This is a genomic window from Parasphingomonas zepuensis (genome assembly GCF_036663735.1).
Taxonomy (GTDB): Bacteria; Pseudomonadota; Alphaproteobacteria; order Sphingomonadales; family Sphingomonadaceae; genus Sphingomonas.
On the sequence record NZ_JAXOJO010000004.1, the window covers coordinates 568,157 to 589,247 of the forward strand.

The 21,091-nt window shown below is 64.2% G+C and carries 19 protein-coding genes and 1 tRNA gene; 10 read left to right on the forward strand and 10 right to left on the reverse strand.

The annotated features are described in order from the left end of the window. Nucleotides 1–3: 3 nt before the first annotated feature. Both U1769_RS17820 and U1769_RS17825 read right to left on the reverse strand, forming a co-directional pair. On the reverse strand, nucleotides 4–438 hold the full coding sequence (locus tag U1769_RS17820; RefSeq protein WP_332718666.1) for a YybH family protein: 435 nt from the start codon (nucleotides 436–438) through the stop codon (nucleotides 4–6). Further along, nucleotides 435–2,417: an EAL domain-containing protein gene (locus U1769_RS17825; RefSeq protein WP_332718668.1), complete on the reverse strand. Its 1,983-nt coding sequence runs from the start codon at nucleotides 2,415–2,417 to the stop codon at nucleotides 435–437. Before U1769_RS17825 ends, U1769_RS17820 begins: the two co-directional genes overlap by 4 nt. A gap of 200 nt (nucleotides 2,418–2,617) precedes the next feature. On the opposite strand from U1769_RS17825, the gene moaA reads away from it, so the two are divergent. The 3 genes from moaA to U1769_RS17840 all read left to right on the forward strand — a co-directional run bounded on the left by moaA (nucleotide 2,618) and on the right by U1769_RS17840 (nucleotide 4,547). Then, a complete protein-coding gene (gene moaA, locus U1769_RS17830; protein WP_332718670.1) occupies nucleotides 2,618–3,613 on the forward strand; it encodes a GTP 3',8-cyclase MoaA in 996 nt (331 codons plus the stop codon). Between the two features lie 10 nt (nucleotides 3,614–3,623). After that, nucleotides 3,624–4,397 carry an NAD kinase gene (locus tag U1769_RS17835; protein WP_332718672.1) on the forward strand — a complete coding sequence of 258 codons (774 nt, stop codon included), beginning with the start codon at nucleotides 3,624–3,626 and terminating at the stop codon, nucleotides 4,395–4,397. Between the two features lie 75 nt (nucleotides 4,398–4,472). Continuing rightward, a tRNA-Asn gene (locus tag U1769_RS17840) sits at nucleotides 4,473–4,547 on the forward strand. A gap of 434 nt (nucleotides 4,548–4,981) precedes the next feature. On the opposite strand, the gene U1769_RS17845 is transcribed toward U1769_RS17840, so the two are convergent. Then, nucleotides 4,982–6,235 (reverse strand): cytochrome P450, encoded by a 1,254-nt coding sequence (locus tag U1769_RS17845; protein ID WP_332718674.1) that lies wholly within the window; start codon nucleotides 6,233–6,235, stop codon nucleotides 4,982–4,984. Between the two features lie 536 nt (nucleotides 6,236–6,771). Between U1769_RS17845 and U1769_RS17850 the strand changes: the two genes are divergently transcribed. Next, nucleotides 6,772–10,140 carry an autotransporter outer membrane beta-barrel domain-containing protein gene (locus U1769_RS17850; RefSeq protein WP_332718676.1) on the forward strand — a complete coding sequence of 1,123 codons (3,369 nt, stop codon included), beginning with the start codon at nucleotides 6,772–6,774 and terminating at the stop codon, nucleotides 10,138–10,140. Nucleotides 10,141–10,195: 55 nt separating this feature from the next. Here the strand turns inward: U1769_RS17850 and U1769_RS17855 are convergent, their stop codons facing one another. Continuing rightward, a complete protein-coding gene (locus U1769_RS17855; protein WP_332718678.1) occupies nucleotides 10,196–10,660 on the reverse strand; it encodes an SRPBCC family protein in 465 nt (154 codons plus the stop codon). Beyond that, complete coding sequence (locus tag U1769_RS17860; RefSeq protein WP_332718680.1) at nucleotides 10,657–10,992, reverse strand: ArsR/SmtB family transcription factor; 336 nt, start codon at nucleotides 10,990–10,992, stop codon at nucleotides 10,657–10,659. Before U1769_RS17860 ends, U1769_RS17855 begins: the two co-directional genes overlap by 4 nt. Before the next feature lie 183 nt (nucleotides 10,993–11,175). Between U1769_RS17860 and U1769_RS17865 the strand changes: the two genes are divergently transcribed. The 3 genes from U1769_RS17865 to U1769_RS17875 all read left to right on the forward strand — a co-directional run bounded on the left by U1769_RS17865 (nucleotide 11,176) and on the right by U1769_RS17875 (nucleotide 13,728). Then, nucleotides 11,176–11,574 (forward strand): DUF305 domain-containing protein, encoded by a 399-nt coding sequence (locus U1769_RS17865; protein ID WP_332718683.1) that lies wholly within the window; start codon nucleotides 11,176–11,178, stop codon nucleotides 11,572–11,574. Then, on the forward strand, nucleotides 11,571–13,034 hold the full coding sequence (locus tag U1769_RS17870; RefSeq protein WP_332718685.1) for a YncE family protein: 1,464 nt from the start codon (nucleotides 11,571–11,573) through the stop codon (nucleotides 13,032–13,034). Before U1769_RS17865 ends, U1769_RS17870 begins: the two co-directional genes overlap by 4 nt. A gap of 103 nt (nucleotides 13,035–13,137) precedes the next feature. Next, nucleotides 13,138–13,728: a CC0125/CC1285 family lipoprotein gene (locus U1769_RS17875; RefSeq protein WP_332718687.1), complete on the forward strand. Its 591-nt coding sequence runs from the start codon at nucleotides 13,138–13,140 to the stop codon at nucleotides 13,726–13,728. 37 nt (nucleotides 13,729–13,765) lie between these two features. Here the strand turns inward: U1769_RS17875 and secA are convergent, their stop codons facing one another. From secA to U1769_RS17895, 4 genes are all read right to left on the reverse strand, one after another. Beyond that, nucleotides 13,766–16,501: a preprotein translocase subunit SecA gene (gene secA, locus U1769_RS17880; protein ID WP_332718689.1), complete on the reverse strand. Its 2,736-nt coding sequence runs from the start codon at nucleotides 16,499–16,501 to the stop codon at nucleotides 13,766–13,768. Between the two features lie 100 nt (nucleotides 16,502–16,601). Continuing rightward, nucleotides 16,602–16,865 carry a hypothetical protein gene (locus U1769_RS17885; protein WP_332718691.1) on the reverse strand — a complete coding sequence of 88 codons (264 nt, stop codon included), beginning with the start codon at nucleotides 16,863–16,865 and terminating at the stop codon, nucleotides 16,602–16,604. Nucleotides 16,866–16,925: 60 nt separating this feature from the next. Further along, on the reverse strand, nucleotides 16,926–17,393 hold the full coding sequence (locus U1769_RS17890; protein WP_332718692.1) for an energy transducer TonB: 468 nt from the start codon (nucleotides 17,391–17,393) through the stop codon (nucleotides 16,926–16,928). A 10-nt stretch (nucleotides 17,394–17,403) separates the two neighbouring features. Further along, nucleotides 17,404–18,027, reverse strand: coding sequence for an energy transducer TonB (locus U1769_RS17895; protein ID WP_332718694.1), 624 nt, complete (start codon nucleotides 18,025–18,027; stop codon nucleotides 17,404–17,406). 141 nt (nucleotides 18,028–18,168) lie between these two features. Between U1769_RS17895 and argJ the strand changes: the two genes are divergently transcribed. The 3 genes from argJ to U1769_RS17910 all read left to right on the forward strand — a co-directional run bounded on the left by argJ (nucleotide 18,169) and on the right by U1769_RS17910 (nucleotide 20,609). After that, nucleotides 18,169–19,398: a bifunctional glutamate N-acetyltransferase/amino-acid acetyltransferase ArgJ gene (argJ, locus tag U1769_RS17900; RefSeq protein ID WP_332718763.1), complete on the forward strand. Its 1,230-nt coding sequence runs from the start codon at nucleotides 18,169–18,171 to the stop codon at nucleotides 19,396–19,398. 137 nt (nucleotides 19,399–19,535) lie between these two features. Then, nucleotides 19,536–20,147, forward strand: a complete 612-nt coding sequence (locus U1769_RS17905) for a glutathione S-transferase family protein (RefSeq protein ID WP_332718766.1) — start codon at nucleotides 19,536–19,538, stop codon at nucleotides 20,145–20,147. Nucleotides 20,148–20,303: 156 nt separating this feature from the next. Beyond that, nucleotides 20,304–20,609, forward strand: coding sequence for a YecA family protein (locus U1769_RS17910; RefSeq protein ID WP_332718696.1), 306 nt, complete (start codon nucleotides 20,304–20,306; stop codon nucleotides 20,607–20,609). A 144-nt stretch (nucleotides 20,610–20,753) separates the two neighbouring features. Here U1769_RS17910 and trxA read toward each other — a convergent pair whose 3' ends face one another. Then, complete coding sequence (trxA, locus tag U1769_RS17915) at nucleotides 20,754–21,077, reverse strand: thioredoxin TrxA (RefSeq protein ID WP_332718698.1); 324 nt, start codon at nucleotides 21,075–21,077, stop codon at nucleotides 20,754–20,756. Between the last annotated feature and the right edge of the window lie 14 nt (nucleotides 21,078–21,091).

Consider the following 21,091-nt stretch of genomic DNA (forward strand, 5'->3'; position numbering starts at 1 on the left):
GGCTCAGCTGCTGTGGTCCGCGACGATCTTCCAGCCCCCGCCCGGGCGCTTCTCGAACAACAAGGTGGTGGGTCCGGTCTGATCGGCCTTGCCGTCGAACGCCAGTCGGTACCGCGCGATCAGCAAGGCGTGAGTCCGGTCGGTCGGCCGAAAGGCGATCTCCTCGAAGCTCAGCGTCCCGCGTTTCGCGGCTGCCTCGGCGGCGAAGCGCGGCGCGTAGCGGGCGGCAATCGCGGCCCGGCCCCGGATCACCCCATCCTTGACCACGAAGGTGGCGTCCTCCGCATAGACCGCCATGAAGCGATCCAGTTCGCCCGCACTCCATCCCGCCGCGCTGTCGCGCATCACGCGCATGATCGCGCTGCGCGCCTCGTCGCGGGATGCGGCGGCTGCTGGCGCAACCAGCGCCATGGTGACCACACCGGCAATCAGTCTCATGCCATCGCCTCCACGAGCTTCGCGAGCGCCGCTCCCGAAATCGGTTCCGAACACAGATAGCCCTGATAGATTTGGCAGCCTTCTCTGGCCAGCAGGTCGAGCTGTTCCTTCGTTTCCACGCCTTCGGCGATCACGATGAGGCCAAGCGAGCGCGCCATGTCGATGACGCCGCGCACCACCACCCGGTCGCGCACCGTTCCGGTGATGTCCTGCGCGAGCCTTTTGTCGATCTTCAGATAATCGAGCGGGAGCGATTTGAGATAGGCAAGGCTCGAATAGCCGGTCCCGAAATCGTCGACCGCGACACGCACCCCCACCCGGCGCAGCGAAGCGAGCAGCGCCGCCGCAGTGGCGAGATTCTCGATCAGCCCGTTCTCGACGATCTCCACGGTCAGGCGGTTCCGCGGGAAGCCGCTTGCATCGACCCGTTCGAGGAACAGCTCGGCAAAACCCGATCGTCCGATATCGCCGGCCGTCACGTTGAGCGACAGCCTCAAACCGCACAGCGAGGGGGGCCAGGCCGCAGCGCGCTCGAGCACGATCCGCTGGATATGGTCCGACAGCGCGATCTCGATATCGGCGCGCGCCGCTGCGGCAAACAACGTTTCCGCGCCGATCGTGCCGAGATCCTTGTGATCCCAGCGGGCGAGCGCTTCGACACCGACGATCACGCCGGTCGCAACGGATACCTGTGGCTGGAAGAGGATGTCGATCTCGCCGCGCTCCATGGCATGGCGCAGTTCGACCGCGAGCGCGTTGATCGATTCCCCGCTCCCCTCTCCGGCCGCGACGCGCACGGTGGCGCTGTCGGATGCGCGCGCATCGGCCAATGCCTCGCTGGCACGGCGAAGCAGGGTGGAGACGGTATCGCCCGGCTCCCGCCCGGCGATGCCGATTCGACAGCCCAACACCGCGGTCGTCTCCCCGGTGACGAAGGGCCGCGCCAGGTCCATCGCGATCCGTTCGGCGACAAGGTCCACCCGGGCTCCCCCATCCTCGATCGCGACCAGGAATTCGGATCCGCCAAGCCGGGCAACGATCGCGGTGCCGGCGGCCTCCTCGATCCGCTTGAACGCGGCGCGGAGCAGTGCATCCCCTGCCGCGCGGCCATAAGCGGCATTGACCATGTCGAACCGGTTGAGGGCGACCAGCATCGCCGAAAGCGGCCGTTCTTCCGGGTCGGCCAGCCGACGGTCGATCCAGCGTCGCGCGCTGCCGGCATCGCGCATTCCGATCAGCGCGTCGCGCAGCACGGCCGCTGGCTCGGGCGCGGCGCCCAATGGTTCGACCAGCGAATCGATATGGCCCGCAGTCGCGTCATAGTGCAGATGCTGCACCATCCGGCCGAGCCCCGGCAGATCATGCGCAAAGGCAGCGGCCCGGCGCGCCCGCGACAAGCGCCGGATTGCTGCCATCGCGGTGCGGCGCTCGGTCGGGTCGATCAGCTGCCACAAGGCCACCGGGCGCGGATGCTCGTCAATGTCCAGCAGCCGGGCCAGCGCAGGCGTCAGCAACAGGGCCCGCGTCGCCACCTCGAGCCGCCAGCCGAGCGGCTCGGCCGGTCCGGACGCTCGCCAGTCGCCCGCCATTCGCTCTGCATGGCGCGCTGCATAGCGCAACGCCTGGAGGAACTCGCTGTCGCCGAACGGGCTCGCCAGAAAATGGGTGGCTCCCGCATCGTAGAAATCGCCGATCGCAATAGTATCGCCGCGCGAGACCAGCACCAGCAATGCACCGCCATTGGCCGCGATCGCGCCCCCGATCGCCGACGCGGCTTCCCTGCCCTCTTTCAGCGCCCCGCGCGCGTCGATTACCGCCACCGCTGCCCCGCTGCTCAGGAAGCGCCGTTCCGCCCCTGCCGCCCGCCGCGCCGCCACGACCTTCCAACCAGCACCTACGGCCAGGTCGGCGAGATCGTCGCGCTGCCGGAAGGACAGTAGGAACAAAGGCGATGGGCCATGACTGTCGGCTGTTGCCACGATGTGCCCTCACGCTCCTCGTCCGAATTGCCGAGCCGAAAGCGACTGGAGGTCTACGACTGTTTCCCCCTTTCCGCGTTTTGATGGCGAAGAACAAGGCTCCGACGGGCCCTCTTCCCACAATCGGACAAAAGGCAGCTATACCCGACGAAATTCCGAGCGGGGTTGTTAGCGACCGCATGAAAGCTTAGCTCCACAACATGGTCCCCGCTCCCGCCCTGATCGACCGCCACGGACGCACGATCAGTTATCTTCGGATATCGGTGACGGATCGCTGCGACCTGCGCTGCCGCTATTGCATGGCCGAGCAGATGACCTTCCTGCCCCGCGCTGCCCTGCTCAGCCTCGAAGAGATCGCGCTCATCGCCGAGCGTTTCGTCGCTCGCGGCATCACCAAGATCCGGCTGACCGGCGGCGAGCCGCTGGTGCGGCGCGATGTCGCCGATCTGGTCCGGCGGCTCGGTCGCCATGTCGGCCATGGTCTCGACGAGCTCACCATGACCACCAACGGCAACCGGCTCGCCGAACATGCCGATGCGATGGTCGCCGCCGGCATGCGCCGCGTCAATGTCAGCCTGGACAGCCGCGATCCCGCCACTTTCCGCTATATTACCCGACACGGCGATGTGGACCGGGTGATCGGCGGTATTCTTGCCGCGCGGGACGCGGGCCTCGCCGTGAAGATCAACATGGTCGCGCTGAAGGGGCTGAACGATACGGAAATCGCGTCCATGCTGGACTGGTGCATCGACGAGGGCCTCGATCTGTCGCTGATCGAAACGATGCCGCTCGGCGCCATCGACGAGGACCGCACCGATCGGTTCTTGCCGCTAACGCGGGTCTTCGATGATCTTGCCGGTCGCTTTCCCCTGGTGCGCGACGCCTATCGAAGCGGCGGCCCCGCGCGGTATTGGCAAGTCGAGGGCACCGGCACCCGGCTGGGACTGATCTCACCGCTGACCGCGAATTTCTGCGACACCTGCAACCGCGTTCGCCTGACGACCGAGGGCGTGCTCTACACGTGCCTCGGCCATGACGATCAGGTCGACCTGAAGACCGCGTTGCGCGAGGGCGGCGTGGCGGCGCTCGATGCAGCGTTCGAGCGTGCGATGGCCAGCAAGCCGGCCCGGCACGATTTCGATATCGCCGCCGCCGCGCCCGCCGTCTCGCGTCATATGAGCGTTACCGGCGGATGAGACTGAGGCGATGACCGTCCGGCGAGCGCTGGTCGCGTCCCCGACCCCGCCCGCGCAGGCGGCGGCGGCGGAACTCGCCGACGCCTATGATTGGGTTCCGGTCGAGGATGCGGAGATGATCGTCGCGCTCGGCGGTGACGGCTTCATGCTCCAGACGCTCCATGCCATGCTGGAACGGCGCAAGCCGGTCGTGCCGGTGTTCGGCATGAATCTCGGCACCGTCGGCTTCCTGATGAACGAGTGGCGCCGCCACGGGCTCGAGGAGCGCCTGTCGCGCACCAAGGAGTTCAAGGTCATCCCGCTCAGCATGACCGCGGAGACGGCGAGCGGCGAAGTCTACAAGCTGCCGGCCATCAACGAAGTCTCGCTGCTCCGTGAAACGCGCCAGACCGCAAAGCTCGAGGTAACGGTCAACGAGCGGGTCGTGATCGAGGAACTCGCCTGCGACGGAATCCTGGTCGCCACGCCAGCGGGTTCGACTGCCTATAACCTGTCTGCCCAGGGCCCGATTCTGCCGCTCGGCTCGGCGATGTTGGCCCTGACCCCGATCAGCCCGTTCCGGCCGCGGCGCTGGCGCGGCGCGATCCTGCCCGACAAGACGCGCATTTCGCTGCGCGTGCTCGAGCCTGCCAAGCGCCCGGTCAGCGCGGTCGCCGACCAGCGCGAAATCCGCGAAGTGGCGAAGGTCGACATCGTCATCGACCGCTCGCGCGAACTGACCCTGCTGTTCGATCCGGAGCACGCACTCGACGATCGCATCACCATGGAACAATTCATCGCCTGAAGCCTTGCAATGCGTCAAATCCCGCTGCTATAGGCGCGCCTCTCGCGGGGCTGGGCCCTGCAGGAAACCCGGCATTCCCCGGTAGCTCAGTGGTAGAGCGTTCGACTGTTAATCGAATGGTCGCTGGTTCGAATCCGGCCCGGGGAGCCAGTTTCATAATTCGGCCGAGGCCGCACCGCCGGTGATCGCGGATGGTGGCGCGCACGGCGCGCTGACTCCCTCGTTGAATTCGGGACAGTCCGGCTCCCGCCATGCGCCTTTGTGCGACGCTAATTGATTGTGAAAAATTCTTCATGATATCAATGCGTATATGGCGGGCCAAACAAGTCTTGTATTAAGCGTTCGAGGATGGCCGGGAGCACCCATTCGCGAGGTGTCACGCTATGCAACTCATGGGCCGTATCGCTTGCATCATGGGCCGGCATAAGCCGGATCGTCGTGGCGCGCGCCATGATGGAATCGATTGGCGAAGTTCCTGCCTGAAGTGCGGCGTTCGCATGACGCGCAATCTGCACGGGTGGATCGTCGACGAGGCCACGCACTGAATCATATTGAGGCCCCGCACATCCGGAGCGGCCACGGGCCTAGAGGCGATGGGGAATCCGGGCGTAGAGCGCCTCGAAGCCGTGCATGAATACGGAAAAGGAGCGAACCGGCTCCGCGCAGACCTCGATCTGCGGAAAGCGCTTCAGTATCTCTTCCCACAAGATGGTCATCTGCAGTTCCGCGAGCGGCGCGCCGACGCAGCGATGGATGCCATGCCCGAACGAGAGATGTCGTCGCGCGTCTTCGCGCGTGATGTCATAGGCATCGGCTCCGGAAAACGCAGCTTCGTCGTGATTGCCCGAAATATACCACAGGGCCAGCTTGTCGCCCCGGCGAATCTGCTGGCCGCCAAGTTCCAGGTCGCAGGTCGCAGTGCGGCGCATATGCGCGACCGGGCTGTGCCAGCGCAGCGTCTCCGCCATCATCCCGCGAATATGGGCGTGATCCTCGCAAAGCAGGCGATATTGATCGGGGTGCCGATCGAGCGCGAATATGCTGCCGGAGATCGTGTTTCGCGTGGTGTCCGTGGCGGCCACGAGCATAAGACTGATCAGGCCGCAGAATTCCGCCTGGTTGAGATGCCGGTTCTCCGGGTCGTTGGCGAGGCTCCACAACAGATCGGGTGCGGGGGGAGCGCCGACCTTATCCTGCCAGAGTTCGGCGAATCGCGCGAAGCACAGGTTCATCTCGGCCATCTTCGCATCCTCGGAAGCGACGACGGGCCCGCCCGGAATGGCCGTAATGATTCGCGACCAATGCGTGAGCTTCGCAATTTCGGCCATCGGGAAATCGAACAGGATCGCGAGCGTCATTGCGGTGAGCGGGCTCGAAACGCGCTCGACCCAATCGAAGGTCTCTCCGATCGGCAGGGCATCGAGCAACTGCGCCGAATTGGCGCGGATCCGATCGCCGAGCCGGGCGACATGCGAGCGCGTGAACATCGGCGCGACGGTCTTGCGTTTGATCCCGTGCTCCGGCGGATCCAGGGCAATGAACATCGGAAAATTGAATCTGTCCTCGGGCTCGCCAGCAAGGGCAATGCCGCCCAGGCGGTGGTCGGACGAAAATCGAACGGTATCGAGTTCGATCGCCTGAATATCCGCGTAGCGGGTCACCGACCAATAGGGACCAAAGACACTTTCCGGACAATAATGCACCGGTGCCTCGCGCCGCAGTCGCGCGAAGAACGGCGAGGTCGCGCCATCTCTGAACAGCCTGGGATCGGCCACATTGAGGTTGGCGAGATCGTCTCCGTCTTGAGACAGCTTAAGCGCGTAGGAAAAATTTGCCATGCGCAACCGTGTCGCCGTGGCGTTGCGCGACGATTGCAAGCCCGCGCGCACCTCTTACCGCTGTAACCATGTAGCGGCGCGGCGCAGCGGGCGGCGACGACCGACCTTAAAATGGATCAATCCATGAACCCTTTTCTCGCGCGATTTCTTGTTATACCGAGAATTGGGGCTAGAAACGGATAATGGGTAAAACGACAACTAAAGTCGTTACGGGGGCGGATCCTTAAAAGGGTGATGCCAGGATGGATGCAAGGAAAGCAAAAAGCGGCACGAGCCTCAATGCAATCTGCAGAGCAATCGTACCAATAGTAATCGGAAGCGCCGGAATTTCTGTCGCGACCCCGCTGCAGGCACAGACAACCTGCCTCCCTATTGTCGGCGTAGACATTATCTGTGCCGGCGGGGGAGCCCCGGCCGATCCGGCCATCCCCGTTCTGAACCTGCCACCGATCCTCGGTCCCGTAACGGTCGTCCTGGGAGATGGGTTCCAATCGCCGCGTACCGTCAATCTGACGACGCTGGGCGCGGCCGCCGACGTGACGATCGACGCAGTCGGCTCCGCAGTTGTCGATACGGTCGACGAACCCGGCCTGACGGTCAATTCGGCCGGCGCCATCACCGCACGGATCACCGCGATCTCCACCGCAGGCAATGGCGCCACCGGCGCGATCCTGCGGGCAGCGGACGATGTGATCTTCACCGTCGACGATCTCGTCACGACCACCGGCGACAATGCGCCCGGGCTGGATATCCAGGGCAGCAGCGTCACGGTGCACAGCAATATCATCCGGACCAGCGGCGATAATTCCAATGGCGTGCAACTCGTCTCGCTCGACGGCCCGGTGAACCTCAACGGCAATCTGATCGATACCAGTGGCGATCTGTCGACCGCGGCGTTGGTACGCGCGGCAGGCGATGTGAACGTCAATGTCGGCGTGCTGCAGACCCAGGGCTCGCGCGCCATCGGCCTGGATATCGCCACCGATCCCGCCGCCTGCGTACTGCTCGGCGCCGGCGGGTGCGACGTGACGGCTGCGGCCGATCGGATCACCACCAATGGCTTTGGCGGCATCGGCGCGCTGGTCTCCGGCGCTACCGGCGTCACGACCATCAACGTCGATGTGCTTCAAACCAATGGCGACGAAGCCGCCGGATTGAATCTGTCGGCCGATCCGGTGGTTTGCGCGACCTTGGGCGCTGGCGCCTGCGACCAGAGCTTCACCGTGGGATCGCTCACCACGCAGGGCGACGATGCCCCTGGCGCACTGGTCCGCGCTGCCGGCAACATCACCGGCAGCGTGAATGTGCTGACCACCAACGGAAACGACGCCATCGGCCTGGATCTGGCTTCCGATCCGGACGCCTGTATCCTGCTCGGTGCGGGAAATTGCGGCACCTCGTTCAACGTCGGCCAGCTCACCACTTCGGGTGACGGCGCGACCGGCGTACTCGCCCGCGTGGCCGGCCCGACGACCGGCCGCATCGGCATCCTCGAAACGAGCGGCGACAACGCCACCGGCATCGACATCGCCGGTGATCCAACTGCCTGCGTGCTGCTCGGCAGCGGCGCTTGCGACGTGGATCTTGCCGCCAATCAGGTCCGGACTCAGGGCGACGGTTCAGCCGGCGTCCTGATCAACGCGCCAGCCAATATCCTCGCGAACATCGGCCTGATCTCGACCAGCGGCGATAACGCCACCGGCCTGGGCATCACCACCGATCCGACGCTGTGCCTGATCCTCGGCCCAGGTTCCTGCGGCATTACCGCGGTGACCGGCCCGATCGATACCGACGGCGACAACTCTCCCGGTGTGGAGGTGGATGGCGGCGACGATCCAATCGACGTGACCACTGGCCCCGTGACCACCGGCGGAGATAATTCGCCCGGCGTGGATGTGAGCGGCAACGGCCCGATCACGGTCGTGACCGGTCCCGTTACGACCACGGGCGACAATTCGCCCGGGGTCATCCTCGATGGCGGCGCCGGACCTGTCATGGTTACCACCACCAACGGCCCGGTAACGACCAGCGGATCCAATTCCGACGGCATTGTCGTGACCACCACCACCGGCAATCAGACGATCGTCGCTGGCCCCGTCATCGTCACGGGCCCAGGATCGGATGGTATCGTCGCAACCAGCCCAGGCTGCAGCGCGATCAATATCACCGCCACCGGGCCGGTGACCTCGGCGCAAGGCACCGCGATCCTCGCTTCCAGCGCTTGCACTGTCACCGTCTCGACCTTGGTCGGCGCACCGGTTTCGGGTCGCGTTGCGGGAATCGACGTCACCTCGGGCACGGGGGCGACGATCACGATCGGCGACGCCGTATCAAGCGCCGCCGGTCCCGCGATCGACGTCGACGGCGCATCGGCGCTGGTGACGATCGCTTCGACCGGAACGGTGAACGGCTATGTCGATCTGACGGACAACGCCGATCGCCTGGTCAACAACGGCATCTTCAACGCCACCGCGAACAGCAATTTCGGCGCGGGCAACGACGGCTTCGTCAACACCGGTGTCTTCGCGGTCCGTCGGCTGGCGACAACGGCGGGCGACGTCACGCTCACCGGCTTGGAAAGCTTCGCCAACAGCGGTCGCATCGATCTGCGCAACGGCCATACCGGCGATACGCTTACCCTGCCCGGCAGCTTCAGCGGCTCAGGCAACTCGACGCTGGCGCTCGATGTGTCGATCGCGACCGCCGGTTCGACGACCGACCGGCTCGTGATTGGCGGCGCGGCCACCGGCAACACCACGATCCTGGCCAATCAGCTGGTCGCCAATCCGGGCGTGCTGGTGAACAATCTGGTGCTGGTGGATGCCGGCGCCGGCAGTTCGCCGACGGCATTCTCGCTCGGTGGCGGCGTTCCGGTCGCGGGCCTGGTCAGCTATCAGCTGGCCTACGACGCTGCGGGCGCCAATTACGCCCTGTACGGAACGCCCAGCAACCAGGCCTATGAATTCGTCAAGGCAAGCGAAGGAGCGCGGCAGATCTTCTACCGCACCAACGATGCGTGGTCGGGCCATATGCGCGATGTGCGCGACGCCGGGGCCGGCACCGCGACGGACGAATCGCGCCGCGGATCAGCCCTTTGGGGCCAGATGTTCGGTTCGTTCAACAAGAGCCGCTCGCGCCAGGACGTGAGCGTCTTCGGTCAGGCGCAGAATGTGGTCACGGACAATCGCCAGGATTTCTTTGGCGGGCAGATTGGCTATGACTTTGGCGGCGTCAGCGGCAGCCAGGGCGTCGTGTTCGGCATCACCGGCGGCTATGCGAATTCGACCGTGACTTTCAGCGGCAATGCCGACCGGTTCGATTTCGATGCGGCAAACGGGGGCGTCTATGCCAGCCTGAACGCCGGTCCGGTCTTCGTGAACCTGCTGGCGAAGTACGAACATTATTGGGGCAGCGCCGTGTTCACGAACGTGGGGCCGCGCCGGAAGTTCGACGGCGATGGCTATGGCGGCAAGGCCGAGGCGGGCTTCCGTTTCGGCGGCAGCGGCTTCTTCCTCGAGCCGAATGCCTCGGTCGAATATGTCCGTACCGATCTCGGGTCCCTCAGCTACGATCCGACCACGATCGATTTCGGCCGGACCGAAGGGCTTCGCGGCACCGCCGGCCTCCGGCTCGGCACCGAACTGACCTCCGGCACGACCCGCACCAGCCTCTATGCCAGCGGCAGCGCGGTTCGTGAGTTCAAGGGACGCGACGGGCCAAGCTTCCTCAACAGCGGACAGTCACTCGCTTTCCGCAATGATCGGATCGGAACCTATGCGCACGGCGTGATCGGCGTGAACATCGTCTCGGCTGGCCGCGTGAGCGGCTTCATCGAGGCAAGCGGCGATTACAGCAAGGCCTATAAGGGCGGCGGCGGCCGCGCCGGGCTGAACATCCGCTTCTGAATTATGATCGCGAGGAGTGGGCCACCGCCCGCTCCTCGTTTTCAGTCCCGCATCGCTACGCCCGCGGCTCGACGAGCCCGGCAAGCTGCGCCGTGACGGTGCCCCAGCCGTCGTAAAAGCCCATCGCCTCGTGCGTTTCCCGGTCGGCCGGGTTCTTGTGCATCGCATGGGCGCTATATTCAGTGCCTTCGGGATGGTCCCTGAAGGTGATGACCGCGCTCATGAAGCCGCGTTCGGCCGGTCGCCAGCCGCCGAGCAGGCAATTGGTGAAGACGATACGCTCCATTGGATCCACCGCCAGGAAACAGGCGTCGATATGCGGCACGAAGTCGCGGCCGTCGTCGCTCATCAGGGTGGTCAGAGCGCCGCCCGGCCGCACGTCCATCGCCACCACCTTGCACAGGGTCGGCGCCGGTATCCACCATTGGGCGAACTTCGCGGGATCGGTCCAGGCGTCCCAGATGACGGCCCGCGGGGCCTTGATGATGCGCGATATCGCCAGGTCGAGGTCGGGATTCATGCCGGTTTCTCCATGTTGGTGACAAATTGCTCGAGCCGGTCGGTACGCTCCTCCCATAGCCTGCGCTGTTCGGAGAGCCAGCTATCGAGGGCAGCGAATGGCGCCGTCTCGATGGTGCAGGTCCTGACGCGCCCTTGCTTGCGCGTCCGGATCAGCCCGCTCTCCTCGAGCAGGCGAATGTGTTTCATGAAGGACGGCAACGCCATGTCGAAAGGCCGCGCCAGTTCGCTGATGCTTGCGCTCCCCCTGCCCAGCCGCCCAACGACCGCGCGTCGCGTCGGATCGGCCAGAGCATGGAAAAGGCCATTCAGCTGTTCGGGATACTGTTCCATATGGCTAAGTATCACGACTCATAACTTAGCTCAACAGCTAAGTGTTGTATCGACCGCGTCTGGATTTTTCGCGGCTCATACTTTGGTGCGTGGTGACCGCCCGACCTTTCCGGCCCAGTCAGATGGCACAGATCGCAGTCCCGGGTCGGCCCGGTCCCATAAGATTACCACTGGAGAACATCGATGAGCCTCCCCTACGACAGGGCCGTTCGCTACGCCGCGATCTGTGGCTCTCTGTTCCTGGCGGCCGCAGCGCCGCCTCCTGACACCACGCCGCAGGCCGCGTTCCAGGCCGAGAATGAGGTCGCGATGGATCGCATGATGGCGGCGATGCACAATGCCCCGAGCGGTGATGTGGACGCGGATTTCGTGGCGATGATGATTCCGCATCATCAGGGCGCGATCGACATGGCGATGGCGCAATTGCGTTACGGCAAGAACGATCAATTGAAGCGCATCGCCCAGGAAATCATCGTCGAGCAGCAGCAGGAGATCGCAGCGATGCGTCTCGCCATGGGTCAGCCCCTGCCTCCGTCTGCGCCTGCCCCAACCACCCCCCAACCCATGGGGGTGATGAAGTGAAGCGTCCAGCGATCCTCGCCGCCCTGCTCTCCTGCTGCGTCGTCGGCGCTACTCCAGCCTTGGCCGATCAGGCGCCGGGGCCGGCCAGCGCTCCGGCGATTCCGATCAGCCACCGCGACCGCGTCTATGCGGCCGAGCAATTCTCCAACACCGTCTCGGTCACGGATCCGGTGGACAACAGGCTGCTCGGGGTCATTCGGCTCGGCGATCCCCAACCGGCGAATATGAGCCCACTCTATCGGGGGCAGGTGCTGGTGCACGGCCTCGGCTTCTCGCCCGACCATCGCACCCTGGCAGTAGTCTCGATCGGCTCCAATTCCGTCAGCTTCATCGATACCGCGACCAATGCCGTGAAACACGTGACCTATGTGGGGCGCTCCCCGCACGAGGCCTTTTTCACGCCCGACGGCAAGGAAGTCTGGGTCACCGTGCGCGGTGAGAATTATGTGTCGGTTATCGACGCTGCGACTTTCGAGGAAACGGGCCGGATCGTCACGGCCGCGGGTCCGGGCATGACGATCTTCTCGCCCGACGGCCGCTATGGTTATGTCTGCTCATCCTTCAATCCCGAGATCGCCGTGGTGACGGTTGCCGATCACAAGATCGTCGCCCGGGTGCCGCAGCCAAGCCCGTTCTGCCCGAACATCGCGGCCTCACCCGACGGCAAGCAGGTCTGGATCACGCTCAAGGATGTCGGCAAAGCAATGGCGTTCCAGGCCAGCCCGCCCTTCGCGGTGCTCAGGACGATCGACACCGGGCCGATCACCAATCACGTCAATTTCGTGCGCAACGCGAAGGGCCAGTTCGCTTACGTCACGGTCGGCGGCCTCAATCAGGTGCAGGTGTTCAGGACAGACGATTTCACCAAGGTCGCGACCATCCCCGTCGGCAAGCTGCCGCATGGCATCTGGCCGTCGGGCGATGGCAAGCGTGTCTATGTCGGACTTGAAAACGCCGATGCCCTTGCGGTGATCGACACGCAGGCGAACAAGGTGATCGCTACCGTCCCGATCGGTCAGGCACCCCAGGCGCTAGCCTATGTCCCGAACGCAGTGCCCGACGCCGATGGGACCGCGGGGCTGCAACAGCTCGGTATTGCCGGCCAGACGGCCCATCTGGCTCTGGCAGCGCCTGGGGCCGGCGGGAACGCGCCGACCAGCGTGTCCCTGTTCGATCAGGGCCTGACCCAGGTGTTGCAGGCGGCGGTGACGGGCTTGCAGCCCCGCCAGCCCTACGTCCTCGCGCTTTCGGAGTCAGCGGACGGAACCGGAGCGCTCCAGCCATTGGCCACGTTCACCACCAATCCGGCCGGGTCGGCGATCGTCAACGCGGTTGGCCCGATCCGGCAGATAGTGCAGGCACAGAGCGAAGGCCCCCGACGCTACCTCGTGATCGCGCCGGGTACCGCAACGCAGAGCAGCGCGCCGGTTCAGGTTCAGGTCTCGGACGAGGCTCCGTGATCATACTTACGTTTCGGGACGGACACTTGCGCCCGGTCGAACGTTCCACATCTGACGGCCGATGTAGCACGCTTTGTCGCATCGGGACGTGCTGGAGGATGAGATGAAAACGATAAACTCGCGGGCCGCGATCATCGCTGCCCTGGGTGCCGCAACCCTGATGACCGCTGGTTGCGCCACTGAAACTGCCTATCGGCCGGCAACGGGCACGGGCTTTGCGCGCGCCGGCTACAGCGACCGCATGATCGAAGCCAACCGCTACATGGTGAGCTTCGCCGGCAACAGCTACACCTCGCGAGACACGGTTGAACGCTATCTGCTCTATCGCGCGGCTGAGCTGACCGTTCAGCATGGCTATGATTATTTCATCCTGGCCGATCGCGATACCGATCTGCGTACGCGCACCTACACCACGCCGGGTGCGTTCGGCGGGGGTGGCTTTGGTGCCGGAGCCTATGGCTATTGGGGCCCGAGCTGGCGTTATCGCGGCCGCGGTTTCGGCTGGCGCAGCTGGGACCCGTTCATGGGCGATCCGTTCTGGGATCGCAGCGTGGATATCAACACGGTCGACAAATATGAGGCCAATGCCGAGATCGTGCTCGGCCGCGGTCCCAAGCCGCGCGATAATGTCCGCGCGTTCGACGCACGCGAGGTGATGAACAACCTCGGCCCCTCGATCGTGGCGCCCAAATAAGGAAAAGGCTCCCCCGCAGCGGCGGGGGAGCCTTTTTTCACACTGCCCCGTGGCAATGCTTGTATTTGCGCCCCGAACCGCAGGGGCACGGGGAATTGCGGCTCACCTTGCCTTCCCACTCTGCCGGATCCTCGCCGATATCGTCCGCATCGGGCCGGGGAATCGATAACGGCGGCAGCGTTGTGGTCAGCAGGCCGCGCGTGCCGGCATCGAAATCGGCGCTGTCGTCTTCACCGCTGAACGGGTCGAAATGCGTCGTGATGAAGTCCGGCAGGTCCGGCAGCGGCGGCGCTTCCTGCAGCTGGAACTCGGCATGGGCGATCGTCTTGGTCACGTCCTCGCGGATATTGCCGAGCATGCGCTCGAACAGCGAAAAGGCTTCCTGCTTATATTCGTTGATCGGCGTCTTCTGCGCATAAGCACGCAGATGGACGACCTGGCGCAGCGCGTCGAGCGTCGCCAGATGCTCCTTCCAGTGATGGTCGAGATTCTGCAGCAGGATCGACTTCTCGACCTGGATCCACTGCTCCGGCTCGAGCATCGCGGCCTTTTCGGCGACCATCGTATCGGCGGCCTCGCGCACGCGCTCCTCGACCACTTCCGGGTCGATCGCTTCTTCCTTCAGCCAGTCGTCGATCGGCGGTTCAAGCGCGAGCATCTCGGCCAGCTTCGTGCGCATGCCCTCCACATCCCATTGCTCGGGATAGGAATTGGGCGGGCACGCCTCGCCGACGATCGAGTTGACCAGCTCGGTGCGCATGTCCTGCACGACATCGCCGACCGTGTCGGCATCCATGATGTCGGCGCGCTGCTCGTAGATCACCTTGCGCTGATCGTTCATCACGTCATCATATTCGACGACCTGCTTGCGGATGTCGTAATTGCGCGCCTCGACCTTCTTCTGCGCGGTCTCGATCGCCTTGGAGAGCCATTTCGATCCGATCGCCTCACCATCGCCGATGTTCGATCGCATCATGCGCGCGAACAGCGTGTCCGGGCCGAAGATTCGCAGCAGATCGTCGTCGAGGCTGAGATAGAAGCGGCTGAGACCCGGATCGCCCTGGCGGCCCGAACGGCCGCGCAGCTGGTTGTCGATCCGACGGCTCTCATGGCGTTCCGTGCCAAGCACGAACAGCCCGCCGGCGGCGAGCACCTCGGCCTTCTCCGCCGCGATCTCTTCCTTGATCCGCGCGATCGCGGCCTCGCGCTCGGGTCCTTCCGGCACATCGGACAGTTCGTCGTTGACGCGGAATTCGAAATTGCCGCCCAGCTGAATGTCGGTGCCGCGGCCGGCCATGTTGGTCGCGATGGTGACGACGCTCTTGCGACCGGCCTGCGCCACGATATGCGCCTCGCGCTCATGCTGGCGCGCATTGAGCACCTCGTGCTTCACGCCTTCCTTGACCAGGAAGTCGGACAACAGTTCGGACTTTTCGATCGAGACCGTGCCGACCAGCACTGGCTGGCCGAGCTCGGCATGATGCTTGATCTTCTTGGCGATCGCCTGGAACTTGTCCGCGGTGTCCTTGTAGAATTCGTCCTCCTCGTCGACGCGCTGCACCGGCACGTTGGTCGGGATGGTGACGACATTCATCTTGTAGATATCGTAGAATTCGGCCGCTTCGGTCGCGGCGGTGCCGGTCATGCCCGCGAGCTTGGGATACATGCGGAAATAATTCTGGAAGGTGATCGAGGCCATGGTCTGGTTCTCGGGCTCGATCTGAACGCCCTCCTTGGCCTCGACTGCCTGGTGCAGGCCGTCCGACCAGCGTCGACCGTCCATCATGCGGCCGGTGAACTCGTCGATGATGATGACCTTGCCGTCCTTCACGATGTAATCGGTGTCGAGCTTGAACATCATGTTGGCGCGAAGCGCCTGGTTCAGATGATGGACGACCTGGGTATTCTCGAAATCATAGAGGTTCGCGCCCTCGAGCAACCCGGCCGTTTCGAGCATGCGCTCGACCTTCTCGGTGCCGTCTTCGGTCAGGATGATCGATTTCTGCTTTTCGTCCTTCTCGTAATCGATCGGGTCAAGTTCCTTCACGACCAGATCGACGCTGCGATACAGGTCGGATTTGTCGTCGGTCGGGCCCGAGATGATCAGCGGCGTACGCGCCTCGTCGATCAGGACTGAATCCACCTCATCGACGATCGCCATGGCGAACGGGCGCTGCACCATCGAGGCGCGGTCGTATTTCATGTTGTCGCGCAGATAGTCGAAGCCGAACTCGTTGTTCGTGCCGTATGTGATATCGGCGGCATAGGCGTCACGGCGCTGCTGGTCGCTCAGGTTCGGGATGATCACGCCGGTGGTCAGGCCGAGGAAGCTATAGACCTGGCTCATCCAGCCTGCGTCACGCTCGGCGAGATAGTCGTTGACCGTGATGACATGCACGCCAGTCCCGGGAAGGGCGTTGAGATACACCGCGAGCGTCGCGACCAGTGTCTTGCCCTCGCCGGTGCGCATCTCGGCAATCTCGCCGCGGTGGAGCACGATGCCGCCGACCATCTGCACATCGTAATGCCGCTGCCCCAGCGTCCGCTTTGCGGCCTCGCGCACCGTGGCGAAGGCCTCCGGCAGCAGGTCGTCGAGCTTGATCCCGTTGGCGAGCCGCTCGCGGAATATCACCGTCTGATTGGAAAGCTCGGCGTCGGTCATCGCCGAGATGGTCGGCTCGAAGGCCCCGATCTTGGAGACGATCGCACCGAGCGATTTGACGTAACGATCGTTCGAAGAGCCGAACAGGGATTTGGCAAAGCCGCCGAGCATGGAGAATTCCCGATCTGTGAAGGCACGCCCGCCGGCTGGTGCCGGGGCGCGGAAAATGAAGTGCAAAGGGAGCCGGCCGCAACCGGATCAGACGATCGCGCTATTCGCGACGGCGCTCGGCATAGGCCGGCGTGAGCGCCGGCAATGCGAAAATGGTCGTGGGCTTGAACGCCGCGATCGCAGTGAGGGTTGGCAACCCCTGAACGACCCGCTGGAAAGAGACCTGCTTTGCGGCCTCGGTCCCTGCCTGCGCGGACCGTGCTTCCATCACTGACTGATGCAGCCGGACCTCAGGCGCATGGGCCCCCGACATGGCGCCGGTCAGCGCACTCAGCAGTGCGGATAGGATTAACAGCAGTTCCATTGCGGGGTGCGATGTAGTGAGTCGCGATCCGGGCGTCCAGCTATTGCTGCCGGCCAGATACTATTCGCTTTCCGGCAGAACCCATCGCACCGGAACGGAATAGTCACCCGCAACGGCAACGCCATTCGCATCACGCGCCGGATGAAATCTTGCTCCCTTCATCAGAAGCGCACAGGCCTTCCTGTCCAGGCTGGTCGATCCGCTGCTCACGCTGATGTCGCAGCCCTCCGGCGATCCCGTGGCATCGATATGCAGCAGGGCCAATGTCCGCCCCTGCTCGCCGGCCCGGATGGCATCCGCTGGATAGGCATCGCCACTGAACAGCACGCCGGGATTGCCGAGGAGCGTCGGCCTGGCGCCCGCCAGCGATCGGTCCGGCGGCGGCACCACGCGGCCGCCGAGTGCCGTCCAGATCTTCGGGCCATAATCCTCGATGCCCATCACGATGACGACGACCAGCAACAGGAACAGCACGAACGCCGTCAGAACCACGGCGATCGTTACGCTTTTGCCCTCGCCGATGATCATGAGCCCGCTTTCAGTTGGCATCCATATAGGCATTGGTAGTCACCGTTACCGTTGCCGTAGTGGCTTTTCCATTTTTGACCGGACTGCCGAACGGGCGCCTGCCGGGCGGAAAGTCCCGGCAAGGATCGACCTGAGCATCTTTGGCGACTATCTCGTTCCTGATAACAACGCAGCTCTTCACCGCCCCCGTGTCGTCGACCGCGAGCTGGAATTGCTGGTCGTACAGTGAAGTCCGGCCATCGCTGAGATTTGTTGTCGGCACCTCTTTCGGAAGACGCCAGCTTACGGGCAGAATATAGGTGGAAACCTGAGGGCGTCCCTGTTCGTCGCGTCCCGGCTTGAAGCGTCCGCGCAACATCGCAATGCTGCACGTCATGCTATCGAGTGCCGCATTGCCGCTACTGACCGCGATATAGCATTCGGATGGCGTGCCATGCTCGTCGATGGTGAGCCGGGCAATCACTCGCCCCTGCGCACCGACCCGAATTGCTTCAGGCGGATAGTTTTTGTCGCTGAACCACTCGCCAGGATTTCCGGTGACTACCGGCCCGATTTCCTTGCTTTGCGCGATGGCGGCGCTGGTGGAGGCCAGCGCCGACAAACCCAGCGCGATCTTGCTGATCCTGTGCTTCACGCTATCCCCAACCTCGTAAATCTCTGGGTCGATATCTGGCCCGAAACCTTTCTTATCGTGTTGCGCGCATGCCCACCATCGACAACATTTCCTGACAAGGATCGCATTTGCGTGGCTGGCCGCTGGCTCTATGAGGGCGCCATGTCCGACACCCGCTCTCCGCTCGCCCCCGAAGCCTTCCCTGCCCTGCCGGCGATCGCCGGTGTCACGCCGCGCATCGCGCGCGCGCGCTACAAGACCTGGGATCGGTGCGACCTGACCTTCGTCACGCTCGATCCGGGCACGACGGTGGCCGGCGTGACGACGCAGAGCCGTTGCCCCTCGCCCGAGGTCGAATGGTGTCGCAAGGCGCTGGTCCTCGGTCAGGCGCGTGCCCTTGTGGTCAATGCCGGCAACTCCAACGCCTTCACGGGAGACCGGGGGCGCGAGGCAGTCGAGAATCTGGTCGCGCGGGTCGCGGGGCGGATCGGTTGCCAGCCGTCCGACGTGTTCGTCGCCTCGACCGGCGTGATCGGCGTGCCGCTGCCGATCGACAAGAGCGAGGCGGGCATCGATGCCGCGTTCCTCGCCGAGCCGTGCAGTTGGGAAGACGCCGCCGCCACGATCATGACCACCGACACCTTCGCCAAGGCAGCCGTCACGCGGGCGGTGATCGGCGACCGGACGGTTAGCCTGGTCGGCATCATCAAGGGGTCGGGCATGATCATGCCCGACATGGCGACGATGCTCGGCTTCATCTTCACTGACGCCGCGGTCGATCCGGCGTTCCTCCAGGCAGCGCTGGCCGAGGCGAACGGGAAAAGCTTCTCCTGCATCACGGTCGATAGCGACACCTCGACCAGCGATACCGTGCTTGCTTTTGCAACGGGCGCGGCCGGCAACGAACCCCTCGCAACCTCGGACGATCCCGGCACCGACGCCTTTCGCGCTGCGCTGTCGGATCTCTGCCTGCAGCTCGCCCATCTCGTTGTGCGCGATGGCGAGGGCGCATCGAAATTCATCACCGTCGAGGTGACCGGCGCCGAGAGCGACCGCAGCGCCCGCGTGATCGCCATGTCGATCGCCAATTCCCCGCTGGTGAAGACGGCGATCGCCGGAGAGGATGCCAATTGGGGCCGCGTCGTCATGGCAGTCGGCAAGGCGGGCGAACCGGCCGAGCGCGACAAGCTCGCGATCCGCTTCGGCGAAACCCAGGTGGCCCGCGACGGGCTGGCGGTGAGCGGCTATGACGAAACGCCGGTGGCGGCGCATCTGAAAGGCAGCGAGGTCGATATCGGCGTCGATCTCGGCCTCGGCGAGGGCCGTGCGACGGTTTGGACCTGCGACCTGACTCACGGCTACATCGCGATCAACGCGGATTACCGGAGCTGAACCTCGACTCTTCCCCGGCGAAGGCCGGGGTCCAGTGGGGAAACGATCATGGTTGAGCGCTGCGCTCCGTTACCACGACCTCTCCAACTGGACCCCGGCCTTCGCCGGGGAAGGTGCTTTTCTAAGGGCAGACCATGATGTTGACGATCTGGGGCCGGCTCAACTCGCACAATGTGAAGAAAGTCGCGTGGTTCGCCGAGGAAGCGGGCCTTGCCTATGTCCGGCACGACATCGGCGGTCCGTTCGGCATGGATGCCGACTATCTGGCGAAGAACCCGAACGCCATGATCCCGACGATCGAGGATGGCGAGGTCACGCTGTGGGAATCCAATGCGATCCTGCGCTACCTCGCGGCGCGCCATGCGCCCGAACGCTTCTGGCCGGCCAGCCCGGCGGCGCGGGCAATGGCCGATCGCTGGATGGATTGGCAGATCGACTATGCCGAAGCGCAGCGTGATGCCTTCATCAACCTGGTGCGCCGCCCGGAAGAGCAGCGGGATTCGGCAGCGATCGAGCGCTCGGTCGCTGCCTGCGCCTCGAAAATGGCGATCCTCGACGCACATCTCGCACAGAGCCCCTGGCTCTCGGGCGACAGTTTCGGAATCGGGGACGTGCCCATGGGCGTCTATGTCCATAGCTGGTTCGCCCTGCCGATCGAGCGACCCGATCTGCCCAATCTGGCGGACTGGTATGATGGCCTCCAGGCGCGCGCCGGCTATGCCAGTCAGGTCATGATCCCGCTAACCTGACTTGACGCTGCGCCGGTTCCGACGCATCGGGCCGCCGTCGCGCTCTGGCGACGTTATGACAGGAGGCCGTCATGCACCGCATCGACCAACTCGCCGACCTGCCCTGCTTTCGAGGTCAGCTCGAAGCGGCGTAAGGGATATCCGTCCGAGACCAACGTGAAGCGGGGCTTGCGCTTCGTGCACGGCGATATCGAACTGATCGAAAAACTCGGCCGAAACGATCCCTGCCCCTGTGGGTCCGGGAGGAGATTTCCGAGCCTGCTGCCTGCAGGGAGGCCGCTTTCGACGGCGCCGAACGCCATGATTATTATCGCTGACGGACAAGCGGCCGCGCAGCCACTGCTGTGCGGCTGCACATTAATTAATTATATAAAACAGATACTTAGTTTTGAATCCCACCAACGCGAAAATGTCAGCGACCAGCATGACATTTTCAACACATGGGGCCTGATTCAACCGTAACGCTGCGCCTGCCACAAGGCGTTCATGACGACGCGGCGCTCGATATCTGCACATCGCCACGGCCGGGACTGGCCCGCGCCGGAAAATGAAAAGGGCCGCGCGGCATATGCCGCACGGCCCCTTTCTCAACGCAGCGTGGCTGGCTCAGGCGAGCTCGCCCTCAAGCCATGCCTTGATCCGTCCCTTTGGCTCGGCGCCGACCTTGGTCGCGGCCGGGGCCCCGTTCTTGAACAGGATCATCGTCGGGATGCCGCGCACGCCATAGCGGCCGGGCGCATCGGGGTTGTCGTCGATGTTCAGCTTGGCGATCGTCACCTGCTCGCCCAGTTCCTCGGAGATTTCCTCCAGGCTCGGGCCGATCATCTTGCACGGGCCGCACCACTCCGCCCAGAAATCGACGAGCACTGGCTTGTCGGAGCTGATGACGTCGCTGTGGAAGCTGTCGTCGGTGATATGCTTTGTGGCCATGTTGGAATCTCCTG

What these genes read in the sequence shown, in the direction of transcription:
- U1769_RS17820 (WP_332718666.1), bottom strand. Translation starts at nt 438, where the DNA reads ATGAGACTGATTGCCGGTGTGGTCACCATGGCGCTGGTTGCGCCAGCA.
- moaA (WP_332718670.1), top strand. Translation starts at nt 2,618, where the DNA reads ATGGTCCCCGCTCCCGCCCTGATCGACCGCCACGGACGCACGATCAGT.
- U1769_RS17835 (WP_332718672.1), top strand. Translation starts at nt 3,624, where the DNA reads ATGACCGTCCGGCGAGCGCTGGTCGCGTCCCCGACCCCGCCCGCGCAG.
- U1769_RS17845 (WP_332718674.1), bottom strand. Translation starts at nt 6,235, where the DNA reads ATGGCAAATTTTTCCTACGCGCTTAAGCTGTCTCAAGACGGAGACGAT.
- U1769_RS17855 (WP_332718678.1), bottom strand. Translation starts at nt 10,660, where the DNA reads ATGAATCCCGACCTCGACCTGGCGATATCGCGCATCATCAAGGCCCCG.
- U1769_RS17860 (WP_332718680.1), bottom strand. Translation starts at nt 10,992, where the DNA reads ATGGAACAGTATCCCGAACAGCTGAATGGCCTTTTCCATGCTCTGGCC.
- U1769_RS17865 (WP_332718683.1), top strand. Translation starts at nt 11,176, where the DNA reads ATGAGCCTCCCCTACGACAGGGCCGTTCGCTACGCCGCGATCTGTGGC.
- U1769_RS17875 (WP_332718687.1), top strand. Translation starts at nt 13,138, where the DNA reads ATGAAAACGATAAACTCGCGGGCCGCGATCATCGCTGCCCTGGGTGCC.
- secA (WP_332718689.1), bottom strand. Translation starts at nt 16,501, where the DNA reads ATGCTCGGCGGCTTTGCCAAATCCCTGTTCGGCTCTTCGAACGATCGT.
- U1769_RS17885 (WP_332718691.1), bottom strand. Translation starts at nt 16,865, where the DNA reads ATGGAACTGCTGTTAATCCTATCCGCACTGCTGAGTGCGCTGACCGGC.
- U1769_RS17890 (WP_332718692.1), bottom strand. Translation starts at nt 17,393, where the DNA reads ATGATCATCGGCGAGGGCAAAAGCGTAACGATCGCCGTGGTTCTGACG.
- argJ (WP_332718763.1), top strand. Translation starts at nt 18,169, where the DNA reads ATGTCCGACACCCGCTCTCCGCTCGCCCCCGAAGCCTTCCCTGCCCTG.
- U1769_RS17905 (WP_332718766.1), top strand. Translation starts at nt 19,536, where the DNA reads ATGTTGACGATCTGGGGCCGGCTCAACTCGCACAATGTGAAGAAAGTC.
- trxA (WP_332718698.1), bottom strand. Translation starts at nt 21,077, where the DNA reads ATGGCCACAAAGCATATCACCGACGACAGCTTCCACAGCGACGTCATC.